The organism is Mesorhizobium sp. 10J20-29, assembly GCF_054130485.1.
On record NZ_CP199156.1, the window covers coordinates 1,292,431 to 1,306,294 of the forward strand.

A 13,864-nucleotide genomic window follows, 5' to 3' on the forward strand; every position below is an offset into this window, starting at 1 on the left:
CGGTTACTCCGCCGCCTTGGGAAGGGCTTCAGCCAGCTGACCGACGGCTACGGGCGCGGTGCCCGTCTCGGGCACTTTACGCCTGAACATCGAGAACAGGCGGCCGAGCAACCCGCGCTGCACCTTCTTGTGCTTGTCCCGCGTGAACACAATCAGCATGGCCGGCGTCACAACCAACGTCAGCACGGTGGCAAAGGACAGGCCGAACACGATCGCTGATGACAGTGCGATCCACCACTGCGTCGACGGCGCGTTTATCGTCGTCTCGTGGTGGAAGATCTCAAGCCCGAGGCCGAAGGCGATAGGCAGCACGCCGAGGATCGCCGACATCGCGGTCAGCACGACCGGCCGGGCACGTTCCCGGCAGGTCTGAAGCACAGCGTCATACTTGTTCCAGCCTTCGTCGCGCAGCCGGTCGTAGGTGTCGATCAGCACGATGTTGTTGTTGACCACAACGCCAGCCAGCGCGATCACGCCGATGCCGGACATCACGATGACAAAAGGCTGGCCGGTCAGCATCATGCCGAGCAGCGCGCCGATCGTCGCCATAACGACACAGGACAGCACCAGGAACACGCTCGTGAACTTGTTGAACTGCGCCAGGAGCACAATGAAGATCAGGAAGATCGCGGCACCGAAAGCATTGCTAAGGAAGGCGCTGGCTTCTTCGCTGTCTTCGTTGGAGCCGCCGAGCTTCCAACCGATGCCGGGCATCTCCATGCCGCCTACGAGCTCCGCCACTTCGGCTTGAACTGCGGAAACCTGATGCGAAGAGTCGACGTTACCAGCGATGGTAATGGTCCTTTTGCCATCGATGCGATTCAGCACGCCGACTGTCCGCTCGGGCTTGCGAGACACGAAATTCGAGATCGGCACGGAGCCCTGGGTCGTCTCGACACGCAACTGGTCGAGCGTCGCCAGCGTGCGCCGGTCTTCCGGAACGCGAAGCCGGATGTCCACTGAATCGTCGGCACCTGCCGGCCGGTAATCGGTCAGCTTGAGGCCGGTCGTCACCAGTTGCACGACAGTTCCGACCGACATCGGGCTGATGCCGTATTGGGCTGCCTTGGCGCGGTCGACCTCAAGGGCCCAGTCTATGCCCGGGGGCGGCAGGCCGTTCGCGACGTCGATAACGCCAGGCACCTTGGCGACTGCTTCCGCCACGCGGCGCGCCGTGTCGTTCAACTCGGCCGGGTCTTCCGCTGACAGCTCCACCTGTATCGGCTTGCCGCTCGGCGGACCGGCATCGGGAACCCGCACCTCGACATCGACGCCTGGAATGCCGGCCATCGCCACGCGCAGTTCGTCGAGAATGGTGTTGGCCGACTTGCGCTCGCGCCAATCGACGAATTCGTACTGTATGACGCCGACGACATCTTCCGGAATGTCGGCGCCGCCGCCACGGGTCTTGCCGACGCGCGTATAGACCGACTTGATGCCTGGCCAGCCGAGGATTCGCTGTTCGGCCTCGCGCGTGGCGATGTCCATCTCGGCGAGAGAGAGGTTGCCGCGGGCATGCACGTAGAGCAGGCCATAGTCAGGCTCGACCGACGGGAAGAACTCGACGCCCGCGCCGTACTTCGAATAGGCGACCGGAACAGCCACCAGCAACGCGACGGTCAGGACGAGAACCGTCTTGGGATAATGCACGGCGCGCTTGACGATCGCCATATAGGTACCGTCCTGCATCTCGCCTTCCTCATGTATCGGCGCCTTGCCGATCAGCGCGCCGATGGTCGGCGCGAAGATAAGCGCATAGGCCATCGAAGCCGCCAGCGTCACGATCAGCGTGATCGGCAGGTACTTCATGAAGTCGCCGATGATGCCGGGCCAGAAGAGCAGTGGCGAAAAGGCCGCGATGCGCGTCATCGTGGCAGCAATCACGGGACCAGCCATGCGCTTGGCTGCAAGTTCGAAGGCATCGACCCGGTTCATGCCTTCCGACATGCGCCTTTCAGCGAATTCGGTGACGATAATGGCGTCGTCGACCAGCATGCCGACCGCCAAGATCAGGCTGAAAAGAACGATCATGTTGATCGTGTAGCCCATCATCGCCAGCGCCAGGATACCCATCAGGAAGGAAGATGGAATAGCCAGTCCGATCAGCAGCGAAGCGCGGCCCGAAAGGGCGTAGAGGATAACGATGAACACCAGGATCACCGCGATCAGCACGTGATTCTGCAGGTCATTCAGCAGCGTGTTGACGAATACCGACTTGTCCTGGGTGTAGGTTACCTGCACGCCTTCGGGCATCGTCTTCACGAAGGCGTCGGCCACGGCCTTCGCCCCGCCGATGGTTTCGACGATGTTGGCGCCGATGCGCTTCTTGACTTCGATTGCGATCGCCGGCTTGCCGTCGAGACGCGTGATCGTTTCCGCATCCTTGAAGGTCGACCGCACGGTCGCAAGGTCGCGCACGCGGACCACAGCATTCGGGCCGGCGACCACCGGCAGGTTGGCGACATCCTGCGGCGTCTCGATCAGTGCCGGTACCTTGATGGCGTATTTTCCCTCGTCGCCCTCGATCGTTCCTGCAGCCACGAGGTTGTTCGACGCGCCGATGCCTTGGATCAGCTGGTCGAGCTGCAGCCCGTAGGACGACAGCTTCATCGGGTCGATGATCGCCTCGACGAGTTCGTCGCGCGAACCCTGGATCGAGCCCTCCAGCACGCCCGGGACTTCCTCGATCTGGTCGCGCAGCGTCTTGGCGGCGGCCGTCAGCACGCGTTCCGGCACGTTGCCCGACAGGGTGACCACGAGAACCGGGAACTCGGAGATATTGACCTCGTTGACGGTCGGCTCCTCGACGCCGGCGGGAAGATCGCGCTTGGCGTCCTGCACCTTGTTTCGGGTGTCGATAAGCGCATCGCCAAGGTCGGTCGAAGGGTCGAACTCGACGAGGACGTAGCCGCCGCCCAGATAGGCGGCCGACTTCATCTCCTTCAGGCCCTTGAGGTTCTTCAGCTGGGATTCGACAGGCCGCAGAAGCAGCCGCTCGGAATCCTCCGGCGAGATTCCCTGGTAGACCAGGCTGACATACATGACCGGAATGGCGACGTCCGGCTCGGCTTCCTTGGGCACCGACTGGTAGGCGAGCGCACCTGCCACGATCAGGAACAGCAGCACCGACAGTGTCAGGCGCGCGTTGCGTATCGCCAGCTTGACAATATCCATGATGGGCTAGGTCCCGTTGGTTGTTTCGCCGATCATCTTCCTGATCATCGTCTCGTCGGCCTCGACGGCCTTGACCTCGTCACCCTCTGTGACCAGGTCCTGGCCGGCGACGATGATCCGCGCATCGGCCGGGATTCCGGCTAGCACCAGCCCTGTCGGCGTGTCGTCGACGAGGTCGATCGGAAAGAAGACGACCTTGTTGTCCCTGTCGACGGCACGGATGCCGAGATCGCCTGCCTGGCTTAGCGTCACCACGGAACGCGGCAAGATCACCGCATCCGTGGATTCGCCGAGCAGCTCGATTTCTGCCGTCATGCCCGCCGGAAGCCGCTTGTCCTCGTTGGGGATGGCGACTTCGATACGGAAGGTGCGCGTGGCCGATGATGCGTCCCTGCTGATGTAGCGCAACGTGCCCTGCACCGTGTCGCCGTTGACCAGGCGCACATCGGCCCTGTCGCCGATGCTGAGATAGCGCAGGTCGCGTTCACTCACCTCGCCGATGGCGAGCAGCGGATCGAGATTGATCAGCGTTGCTACCTCTGCGCCAGCCAGGATGGTGCTGCCGCGCTGCACCGGAACCCGGTCGATGAGACCGTTGAACGGGGCGTGGATCACGTACTGGGCCAGTTCGGACTTGGCGCTCTCGAGCTGCGACTGGGCCGTCGCAAGCGCTGCGCGCGCCTGATCCGATTGCAGCTTCGGGGCGTTGCCGCCCTTGACCAGTTGCTCTGCCGCGTCTGCCTCCGCCTGGCGCTGCGCCACAACGCTTTCGGACATGCGCACGGCGGCTTCCTTGTCCGATGCATCGAGACGCATCACGAGGTCGCCCCGCTCTACGCGCTCGCCCTGCTTGACCGGCAAGCTGTCGATGACCCCCATTACGCGGGTGGCGAGCGTAACCCGCTTCTCCGCGTCTGTTTGGCCGGAGATGCGAATGGCGCGTGCATGCATGACGCGTGGCGGCGTAACCGTCGCCACCGTCCTCAGGACAGCCTCGGGCTGCTCGGTCTCGGCGGGCTTCTGCTCGCTCTCGCTCTGCGCGCTGCCGACCGAGGAAAACTCGCCCGACGCGACCCAGGCTGCAAACCCGATCAGCACGACCAGAGCGGCCAGCTTGTGAAATCTGAACTTAGCCATGCTTCCAATCCATTGCCCGGCCGTCGAACCCTGTCCGCCTTTCGGCTTTTCGGTGGATCGATCTTGGGTGGCACCGGGCCTGTTATGGTAGGTTCATACGCGAACCGGAGTGGTGCGAACCGGCGGCACTCTTACATCAAAGTTGCATTGCAATATAGTCACAAAAAATGCGGTGCGATGGGCAGCGGAGCATCGAGCCTGCGGTGCTGTGGTGCAACCGCAGATGGTTTGGCTCGAATTGCCGCAAACGCGCGGATCTTCAGGGCCCAAGGCCATTGGCAGCAGGCGTCAGCAGGATAATGCGGACTTGCCCGGCACCTCGATCTGATATGCACGGCAGGGTCGGCGCGGCATCGCTCGCAACCCTTCGGTGCATTGTGCAGCGCCAGCCTGACCAGTTCCCAAGAGCGCGTTTTGCCGTATGACGCAGATAAGCGGCAGTTGCAGACAGATCACCAGAAAGAAGAATGCCGCCGGCGAATTTCGCGGCGGCATTCTTTACTTGGTCTGAGTTATCCGTTCTTCAGCCCTGCGGCTGCGGCTCCATCCCGCCTTCCGGCTCGGATCCCTTCTTCGGCTTCTTGGAGGCGCCGGCCTTGGGCACTGCCGATCCGCGGCTTGGCGGCGTATCGTCGCCCATATCGCGCGATGGCTTCTTGCCCGCGATGAGCTGCTTGATCTCGTCACCCGACAATGTCTCGTATTCGAGCAGGCCCTCGGCGATGGCGATCCATTCCTTTTTCTTCTTGGTCAGGATCTTCTTCGCTTCGACATAGGCCTCGTCGATCAGTCGGCGCACCTCGGCGTCGATGATCTGGGCCGTTTCCTCCGAAACGTTCTGCGTCCTTGCGACGGAGTGGCCAAGGAAGACTTCTTCCTGGTTCTCGCCATAGGCGACGTGGCCGAGCTTGTCGGAGAAGCCCCAGCGGGTGACCATCGCCCGCGCAAGCTTCGTCGCCTGATCGATGTCGGAAGCCGCGCCGGAGGTAATGTTCTCCTTGCCGAACTTCATCTCCTCGGCAACGCGCCCACCCATCATGATGATCAGGCGCGACGTCATCCACTTGTAGCTCATCGAGTAGCGGTCGCCCTCGGGCAACTGCATGACCATGCCCAGCGCCCGGCCGCGCGGAATGATCGTCGCCTTGTGCAGCGGATCAGCCGAGGTGACGTTCAGTGCCGTGATGGCGTGGCCGGCCTCATGGTAGGCAGTCAGCTCCTTCTCGGCCTGCGTCATCGCGGTCGAGCGGCGCTCGGCGCCCATCATGATCTTGTCCTTGGCGTCCTCGAACTCGGCCATGGTAACGAGGCGCTTGTTGCGCCGCGCCGCCATCAGGGCAGCCTCGTTGACGAGGTTCATCAGGTCGGCACCGGAGAAGCCGGGCGTACCGCGTGCCAGAACCTTGAGGTCCACATTCGGCGCCAGCGGAACGTTGCGGGCATGCACCTTGAGTATCTTCTCACGTCCGACGATGTCGGGATTGGGCACTACTACCTGACGGTCGAAGCGGCCCGGACGCAACAGCGCAGGGTCCAGCACGTCGGGACGGTTGGTCGCCGCGATGAGGATCACGCCCTCATTGGCCTCGAAGCCGTCCATCTCGACGAGCAACTGGTTCAGCGTCTGCTCGCGCTCGTCATTGCCGCCGCCGAGACCGGCGCCGCGATGACGACCGACGGCGTCAATCTCGTCGATGAAGATGATGCAGGGCGCGTTCTTCTTGGCCTGCTCGAACATGTCGCGGACGCGGGATGCGCCGACGCCGACGAACATCTCGACGAAGTCGGAACCCGAAATGGTGAAGAACGGCACGTTGGCTTCGCCGGCGATGGCGCGGGCAAGCAGCGTCTTACCGGTACCGGGAGGTCCGACGAGCAGCACGCCGCGCGGGATCTTGCCGCCGAGGCGCTGGAATTTCTGCGGGTCGCGCAGGAACTCGACGATTTCCTCAAGGTCTTCCTTGGCCTCATCGACACCGGCAACGTCCTGGAAGGTCACGCGGCCATGCGCCTCGGTCAGGAGCTTGGCCTTGGACTTTCCGAACCCCATGGCGCGGCCGGAGCCTGACTGCATCTGGCGCATGAAGAATATCCAGACGCCCAGGATGAGGATCATCGGCAGCCAAGAGATCAGGTAACCGAAGATGGTATTCGACCCATCGGTTTCCGGCCTTGCGTTGATTGTGACGTTCTTTTCCTCAAGCCTGCTCACCAGCGAGGAGTCGCCCGGCGAGTAGGTCTGGAAACCGGTCGAACTGTCCGTATAGGTGCCGCTGATGCGATCGCCGGCGATGGTCACCGACTTGACGCGACCACTGTTGAGGTCGGTCAGGAACTCCGAATAGGCGACCTCGCGGGTCGAACCCCGCTGCTGCGGCGTCTGGAACAGGTTGAAAAGCGCGATCAGCAAGACGGCAATGATCGCCCAGAGCGCAAGGTTGCGATAATTCGGATTCATCGTTTGTCCTGTTTGGCGTCGGCACTGACGCGTTTTGTGTGCGCCTAACATAGGGAGGCGGCTTGGTATTGCCAAGCGCGACAGCCTGTCTCGGTTAAGGTTTAGCCCCAATGTGTTGACGGAAAGGCGACGCGGGAATTTTCGGCGCGCCGATAAGCGAGCCCACTGCGCGGGCCGGTGCGAGATCGAAACTGGGCAGGAAGCGCGCCCAGGGCGCCACGACGGGAACCGCCTGCACCCATCCGGCGCCCTGCTGCCCCTCGAGATGTGCCGGCTCGCGCGAAAGTGCAGCCTTTGCAAGGCTTTCCGGAACGGGAGCGGGACCGGAGTGTCCGGCGGCAGCGCTCGCGGATCGCCTCTCCGTTTCCTCGGCCTTGGCGACCAGGCGGTACCGTCCGTCCCAGATAGCGCCAATTTTCATTGCCGCCGCTCCGGGCAGATTGCGGGCTTCGCGCAGAAGAAAAATGCCGGCGTTCCGGCGATCGACCAGCGCCCGCGACAGAACGGCACGGACCGGACGGCCCGTCCGCAGGCGATCGCGCAGCGCAGAAGTCCGGCTCTGATCCGGCAGATGCGGCGTGCCGCCGGCAGTAGCGAGGAGAATTCGGAATGGATAGATGGCGACGTCCGTTGCCAGCCTGTCGAAGGCAGCCTGATCGACACGCAGCAGGCCAGGCGCCGGCCGCGTCACGTGCTCGTATATGAAGGTTGCTGCCACCTCTCCGAAACGCTCGCGCTGCGACGCGGCGTCGGAAGCCCTGTCGAGTGCGGCCGCCAGATCGCGCTCGCCACCAGCGGCGCCAAGTTGCTTGCGGACACGTGGCCGCTCGTACTTCTCGCTGGCATTGCTCGGATCATCGATCCAGCCGAAGCCGCGTTGCCGCAGATAGTCGCGCAGGTCCTGCCGCCGTGCCGCCAGCATAGGTCGCACGAACCACGTCCGACCGTCGTAAAGCGTTGCCGGGGCCATTCCAGCCAGTCCACGCCCCGCCTCGCGCGCGCCGCGCATCAGCACGGTCTCGGCCTGATCGTCGGCCGTGTGGCCCATCACGACCAGATCGCTCTCAAGCTCGGCGGCAGCATGCGCCAGCAATTCGTGCCGGGCCTCGCGCGCGGCGGCGGGCAAGCCGGTTGCAGGTTTGGCGCCTTTCCACGTCCCGATGACATGGGCGACCCCCAGCCAGGCACAGAGACGTGCGACCTCGTTCGCTTCGGAGGATGATTCTGGCCGCAGCCCATGATCAATGGTGATCGCCGCAAGGCGCGTGTCAGGTGCGTATTGTTGAAGATGGTCTTTGAGGAGGAGCAGCAGGGCGGTGGAATCGCTGCCGCCGGAAACTGCAACCGTCACGCATGTGCGCGAGGCAAAGTCGAAACGTGAGAACAGCCGGGCGAAGTCGCTGCCGGCCAGCTCACTCAGCACGCGGCGAGGGCCTGTTCCTGTTTGACGCGGTCCTTGAGCGGCGCGCTGATGCCGGGATAGCGCTTGCCGATTTCGGAGAAAGTTGCGCAGGCCACGTCACGCTGGTCGAGTCCGGCGAGCGAAACACCGAGCTTCAGCAGCATCTCCGGAGCCTTCTTGGCCGACGGAAACTCCTTGTTTGCGGCAAGGAAAATCTCGGCGGCGTCACGGTACTTTTTCTGGCCGAGCAACGATTCCCCGAGCCAGAAGCGCGCATCGGCGGCCTTCTGGTCGTTTGGAAAGCGCTCGATGTGATTACGGAAGCCGGCCTCGGCCGTGCCGTAGTCGCCCGAAAGGATGAATTCGTAGGAGTTGCGGTAGAGCTCGTCCGGGTCGTCCGTCGTCGGGAGTGCGGCGACCACGGTCCGGTCCGGTTTCGATGCCTCCTGGTCGGCAGGCGCGCTCGGTGCTTCGAGCGGCACCGACTGCTCGGCGGGTGCTTCTGCGATCTGGTCTCCGACGCTGCCGCCGGTCACATTGCCCTTTTCGTCGAAGGTGATCGTCCCGAAGGTACGCGGAGGTTCTCCAGACCCACCCGTCGTGCCGGCGGTCTGGCCGTCTTCCTCGATGATGATCTCATCGACCGAAGGCACGTTGCCCGGCGCAGCCTCCACTTCCGGCCGCGGCGCTACGTCGGACGGCGCGGCTTCGGCGACGCGGTTGTCGCCCGCCACACCCGCGTCGGTCTTCTTGCCCTCGAGTTCCTGGAACCGGAACTCGTTATCTTCCTGCATCTTGCGCATCTGCTCCTGCATTTGCAGGATCTGGAAGTTCAGCTCTTCAACCGTGCCGGCGAGCGAGCGGATCTGCTCTTCAAGCGCGGTGATGCGCGGGTCGCTGGCCTGCGCCATCTGAACGCTGCGGGCAGGTGGCTCCGAGCTGGAATTGCCGAACAGCTTCGGCAGGCCGATCTTCGGCAGTGAAAGGCCACCGTCCGACTGAGCGGCGGCCGAGGCTGCCGTTCCGGACAGGAGCATGATTGCGAGCATGGTGCTCAGGATCGTTCGATTGGGCATGGGCTTCTCACACGGGAAGGTCTTACGGTGCGCGGTCGCGCAGATGAACGTCCTTTTATCAGCACGGCAGACTTCGGCCAAATTTTGTTTTCAACTCTGCAAACGGCAGAAAGGCGGCCAATTGGCCGCCTTTCCGCATTGGATGTGGCCATTCAGCCTCAGCTGCCGGCACCGTTGAGCGCCGTCACGGCACGGCGGTTCTGCGACCAGCAGGAGATGTCGTCACAGACCGCGACAGGTCGCTCCTTGCCATAGGAGATCGTCTTCAGCCGGTTGGCCGAAACACCACGGGCAACGAGGTAGTCGCGCGTTGCTGCTGCGCGGCGCGCGCCCAGTGCCAGGTTGTACTCGCGGGTGCCGCGCTCGTCGGCGTGACCCTCGATGACGATCCCGTACTGCTTGTACTGGTTCAGCCACTGAGCCTGGCGGCTCAGGATGCCCTGCGCATCGGCACGGATCACCGAGCTGTCGGTGTCGAAGAAGATGCGGTCGCCGACATTGACCGTGAAGTCCTGGGACGAGCCCGGCGTCGCCGCGCCGCCCAGCCCGAGGTCGGCGGCACTGTTGGGGGTCTTCTTGTTTGCGCACCCCGCGATTGCGAGGCCCATGACCAGCGCTATCATGAGGGGATTTCTTATGAGTGCTGCGATGCCGCGCATGCCGGCCTCTCCTTCGCATTCGAGTAATTTCGTTGATCCACCAGTAACCACGTTTGGGTTAATCGGCGCTCAACGAACATGGTTAACATTTCGTGCCTGCCGCCCGTCCGTGGCAGGTCAAACCCGGGTTTTACAATGCTCGCCGCGCGTTGGCGGAAATAGGGCCGAAACGCGGCGCTGTGATGACCAGGACCGGGATGGTTAAGATTTTACCTATTCGAGAAGTGGCGACCAGGCGGGATCCGACGCGAAATTGGCGGTCGGAATAGCCTGTTCGTTTCGCCCCGTCAGGTCGATCGAGTAGAGGCGCGGTCCGCCAGAACCGGCGGCCTCTCTGAAGAACATGATGACGCGGCCGTTGGGCGCCCATGTCGGGCCCTCCTGCTGGAACCCGGAGGACAGGATGCGTTCGCCCGAACCATCCGTCTTCATCACGCCGATCTGGAACTCGCCGCCGGTCTGCTTGGTGAAGGCGATAAGGTCGCCGCGCGGCGACCATACCGGCGTCGAATAGCTGCCGCCGCCAAAGGAGATTCGCGTCTGGTTCGAGCCGTCGGCACCCATCACGTAGATCTGCGGCTGGCCGCCGCGGTCGGACGTGAAGACCACCTGTCCGCCGTCCGGCGAATAGGAAGGCGACGTATCGATGGAGTTGGAATTCGTCAGCCGCGTGGTGGTCCGGCTTCTCAGGTCCATGGCGAAGACGTTCGAATTGCCGTCGTCGCGCAGCAGGCTCATGATGACCTTCTGGCCGTCCGGCGAAAAGCGGGGCGCGAAGGTCATGCCCGGAAAATTGCCGACAAGCTCGCGCTGCCCGGTCTCGATCTGCAGCAGGTAGACCCGCGGCTGGCCGCTCTCATAGGACATGTAGGTTATTTCCTGCCGGCTCGGCGAGAACCGTGGCGTCAGGGCAAGCGAACTGCCATCCGAGAGATAGCGCACACCGGCGCCATCCTGGTCCATGATCGCCAGGCGCTTCTTGCGCTGGTTCTTGGGCCCGGATTCGTCGATGAACACCACGCGCGTGTCAAAATATCCCTTCTCGCCAGTCAGCCGCTCGTAGATGGAATCGGCGATGATATGCGCGACACGGCGGGAATTCGCCTTGTTGGCAAAGAACTGCTCGCCCACCAGCTGCTCGCCGGCGAAAGTGTCCCAGAGCCGGAACTCTGCCCGCAGCCTGCCGTCCGCCTCCTGCGTGACACGGCCGGTGACAAGTGCCTGTGCGTTGATCACCCTCCAGTCCTCGAACCGTGGGGCGGCGTCGGGATTGGAAATCTTCTCGATGAAGGCGCCCTTGTCGATCGGCGCGAATAGGCCGGAGCGCTTCAGGTCGGCCGAGATGATGCCCGTGATCTCGGCGCCGAGCCCGTCACTCGACAAGAAATCGGTGACGGCAACCGGCAACGGCTCGACATTGCCCTTGTTGACGTCGATCTCGACCAGCGCGCGGGCGGGCAGGGTCGCCACAGCATTCATCCCGGCAGCGATGGCGCCAGCCAGCAGAATCGTTCGGAGCAGAATCTTCATTCACAAAACCTCTCGGGGACTGATCGGCAAACGGACGTCTAGAACATCTCGCTCGGATCGAAATTGACAATGACGTCCGCCCAGGCGTCGTACTTGTCGGCGGGGAGATTGTAAGGTGCACAGCGAGCGACGGCACGGCGCGCGGCCTCGGCAGCAGCGCGCTCGACTCCGGCGGACCCGCCGCCGCTGATGATTTCGGGGCTGCCATCCAGCGAACCGTTGCGGTCCAGCTTGAACTTCACCGAGACGCGAAGGTTCCCGGCATCCGCGGCACCCGCAGGAATGTTCCAGCAGCGCTGCACCTGGCCGCGAAGCGCGTCCATCTCGCTCTGCGAGAGCTTCGAGCCACCCGTCGTCTTGTCGCCGCCCAGCGAGGCCGTCTCGGTCGAGCGCTTGGCGCCGCCGCCGGACGGCTTCTGCTTGTTGAGAAGCGCGGCGACCTCGTCGGCATCGAATTCCTTCTCGTCGGACTTCGGCTTGGACGCAGCCTGCTTGACCGGCTTCTCAGCATCCTTGCGGTCAGGGGCCTTTGCGGTCTGCGCCTTTGGTGGCTGCGGCTTGGCCTCGGGGGCCGGCGCCTCGGTCGGCAACTCGATCGGCTCGGCGCCTGTATCGGCGGCAGCGATTGCCTCGGTAACCGGGTCGGGCTTGACCTCTTCCTTGGGCTGCGGCTCGGGCGTCACCTCGGTCGCCGGCACCGCGGCGGGCTTCGGTTCCGGCTGCTTGACCGGCTCAGGCTTGGCTTCTTCGACAGGCTTGGGCTCGGGTTTTGGAGACGGTGCCGGAACTGCGGCCGCCTCTACCGGCTTCGGCCGTTCCTCGGGCGTCGCCTTCTTGTCGGTGTCGACCATCGCCTCGCCGACCTTTTCGGCGTCGGGCACGGTGTCCGGCCGCTTTGTCGGGACCGGTGCCGGCTTTTCGTTGACCGTCGCCTTCTTGTCGCCTTGCTGGATCTGGGTGATCGATTCCACGGGGATGATGTCGACCGGCAGTGACTCGACGTCTGCGACTTCGAAGGCGCGCGGAGCCGACAGCGAAAACAGCCCGAAGCCAAGCAGCGTCGCGTGCAATACCAGCGATGTCGTCAGCCCAGCTTTCATTCCCTATCGGTCGCTCTGTTCCTGCAGGGTCACCAGCCCGATGTTGCGGAAGCCCGCCGCCGATATGCGCGCCATGACCTGCATCACCGTGCCGTAGTCAGCCGTCTTGTCGCCGCGCACATAGATGCGCTCCTCGTAGCCGGCCGCCGCGATAGCGGTCAGCTTGGCCACGACCTCGTCGAGCGGAATCTCGGTCTCCTGCAGGTAGATCTGTCCCGCCTCGTTGATCGAGATGGTGATCGGCTGCGTTTCCGAGTTCAGCGCGTTGGCCTGGGTCTCTGGCAGGTCGATCGGCACGCCGACGGTAAGCAGCGGCGCCGCGACCATGAAGATGATCAGGAGCACCAGCATCACGTCGACGAAGGGCGTGACGTTGATTTCGGAGATCAGGCCGTGATGGCGGCCGCGGCGCCTGTGGCCGCGCCCACCCCGTCCTGCCGTCCCTAGCGACATTCCCATGGTTGTTCCTCAAGCCTTCTGCGCGACTTTTTCATCGATTTGGCGCGAGAGTATGGCGGAGAACTCGTCAGCGAAGCCCTCCATGCGCATGCCGATCTTGCCGGCGTCGGACGACAGCTTGTTGTAGGCGATGACCGCGGGAATGGCCGCCAGCAGGCCGATCGCGGTGGCGAGCAGCGCTTCGGCGATGCCGGGGGCCACGACGGCGAGGTTGGTCGACTTCGAACCGGCGATGGCCTGAAAGGAGGTCATGATGCCGACCACCGTGCCGAACAGGCCGATGAACGGGGCCGCCGAGCCGATGGTGGCGAGGAAGCCGAGACGTCCCTCGAGGCGTTCCATTTCGCGTGTCAGGGCAAGGTCCATCGCCTTGTCTATGCGGGTCTGCAGGCCGAGTGGCGACTTGGCGCCCTTCTCGAAGCTCTTCTTCCATTCGCGCATGGCGGCGACGAATATCGAGCCCATGCCGCTGGTCTTGCGCTCCGACAGTGTCTTGTAGAGCTCCTCGAGCGACTGCCCGGACCAGAAGGTCTGTTCGAAGCGATTGAGCGACGAGCGCATGCGCGCATAGGCGATGAGCTTGTCGACGACGATGGCCCAGGTCCAGATCGATGCACAGAGCAGGCCGATCATCACCAGTTTGACGACCCAGCCGGCTTGGGCGAACAGCGCCCAGATCGACAGTTGAACGCCGGGCTCGGCGAGAGGAAGGTTTTCCATGCGAGGTCCTTAAAAGATACTGGGCGTGGCTCTCGGCTGGCCCCTAGCGCGAATTCCGTAAGGTCCGGCAGCGGGAAGCGTCCGGGAGTCGCCCGAAAATGCGCGGTTGCGGCCTTTTCGGGGCAGATATTGGTGAAACGAAGGCGCTG

General features: G+C 63.6%; 10 protein-coding genes. All 10 read right to left on the reverse strand.

All coding sequences use genetic code 11. From position 1 onward, the window contains the following. Nucleotides 1-3: 3 nt before the first annotated feature. Nucleotides 4-3,174, reverse strand: a complete 3,171-nt coding sequence (locus ACT2BZ_RS06210; RefSeq protein ID WP_457939976.1) for an efflux RND transporter permease subunit — start codon at nt 3,172-3,174, stop codon at nt 4-6. Nucleotides 3,175-3,180: 6 nt separating this feature from the next. Next, nucleotides 3,181-4,311, reverse strand: a complete 1,131-nt coding sequence (locus ACT2BZ_RS06215) for an efflux RND transporter periplasmic adaptor subunit (protein WP_457939977.1) — start codon at nt 4,309-4,311, stop codon at nt 3,181-3,183. 523 nt (nt 4,312-4,834) lie between these two features. After that, nucleotides 4,835-6,769, reverse strand: coding sequence for an ATP-dependent zinc metalloprotease FtsH (gene ftsH / locus ACT2BZ_RS06220; protein WP_457939978.1), 1,935 nt, complete (start codon nt 6,767-6,769; stop codon nt 4,835-4,837). A gap of 94 nt (nt 6,770-6,863) precedes the next feature. Next, nucleotides 6,864-8,192 (reverse strand): tRNA lysidine(34) synthetase TilS, encoded by a 1,329-nt coding sequence (tilS, locus tag ACT2BZ_RS06225; protein ID WP_457939979.1) that lies wholly within the window; start codon nt 8,190-8,192, stop codon nt 6,864-6,866. Beyond that, nucleotides 8,186-9,247: a tol-pal system protein YbgF gene (gene ybgF / locus ACT2BZ_RS06230; RefSeq protein ID WP_457939980.1), complete on the reverse strand. Its 1,062-nt coding sequence runs from the start codon at nt 9,245-9,247 to the stop codon at nt 8,186-8,188. Before ybgF ends, tilS begins: the two co-directional genes overlap by 7 nt. Before the next feature lie 158 nt (nt 9,248-9,405). After that, the gene (pal, locus tag ACT2BZ_RS06235; RefSeq protein ID WP_457939981.1) at nt 9,406-9,906 is read right to left on the reverse strand and encodes a peptidoglycan-associated lipoprotein Pal; all 501 of its coding nucleotides are present in this window, start codon (nt 9,904-9,906) and stop codon (nt 9,406-9,408) included. Nucleotides 9,907-10,119: 213 nt separating this feature from the next. Beyond that, entirely contained in the window at nt 10,120-11,436 is a 1,317-nt protein-coding gene (tolB, locus tag ACT2BZ_RS06240) for a Tol-Pal system beta propeller repeat protein TolB (protein WP_457939982.1), read from the reverse strand. Between the two features lie 38 nt (nt 11,437-11,474). After that, a complete protein-coding gene (locus ACT2BZ_RS06245; protein ID WP_457939983.1) occupies nt 11,475-12,536 on the reverse strand; it encodes a hypothetical protein in 1,062 nt (353 codons plus the stop codon). A 3-nt stretch (nt 12,537-12,539) separates the two neighbouring features. Further along, on the reverse strand, nt 12,540-12,995 hold the full coding sequence (gene tolR, locus ACT2BZ_RS06250) for a protein TolR (protein ID WP_457939984.1): 456 nt from the start codon (nt 12,993-12,995) through the stop codon (nt 12,540-12,542). A gap of 9 nt (nt 12,996-13,004) precedes the next feature. Continuing rightward, nucleotides 13,005-13,715, reverse strand: a complete 711-nt coding sequence (gene tolQ / locus ACT2BZ_RS06255; RefSeq protein WP_457939985.1) for a protein TolQ — start codon at nt 13,713-13,715, stop codon at nt 13,005-13,007. Nucleotides 13,716-13,864 lie beyond the last annotated feature (149 nt).

Excerpts from the sequence above, each read along its gene's own strand:
- ftsH (WP_457939978.1), bottom strand. The coding sequence starts at position 6,769 with ATGAATCCGAATTATCGCAACCTTGCGCTCTGGGCGATCATTGCCGTC.
- pal (WP_457939981.1), bottom strand. The coding sequence starts at position 9,906 with ATGCGCGGCATCGCAGCACTCATAAGAAATCCCCTCATGATAGCGCTG.
- ACT2BZ_RS06215 (WP_457939977.1), bottom strand. The coding sequence starts at position 4,311 with ATGGCTAAGTTCAGATTTCACAAGCTGGCCGCTCTGGTCGTGCTGATC.
- ACT2BZ_RS06245 (WP_457939983.1), bottom strand. The coding sequence starts at position 12,536 with ATGAAAGCTGGGCTGACGACATCGCTGGTATTGCACGCGACGCTGCTT.
- tolQ (WP_457939985.1), bottom strand. The coding sequence starts at position 13,715 with ATGGAAAACCTTCCTCTCGCCGAGCCCGGCGTTCAACTGTCGATCTGG.
- tolB (WP_457939982.1), bottom strand. The coding sequence starts at position 11,436 with ATGAAGATTCTGCTCCGAACGATTCTGCTGGCTGGCGCCATCGCTGCC.
- tolR (WP_457939984.1), bottom strand. The coding sequence starts at position 12,995 with ATGGGAATGTCGCTAGGGACGGCAGGACGGGGTGGGCGCGGCCACAGG.
- ACT2BZ_RS06210 (WP_457939976.1), bottom strand. The coding sequence starts at position 3,174 with ATGGATATTGTCAAGCTGGCGATACGCAACGCGCGCCTGACACTGTCG.
- ybgF (WP_457939980.1), bottom strand. The coding sequence starts at position 9,247 with ATGCCCAATCGAACGATCCTGAGCACCATGCTCGCAATCATGCTCCTG.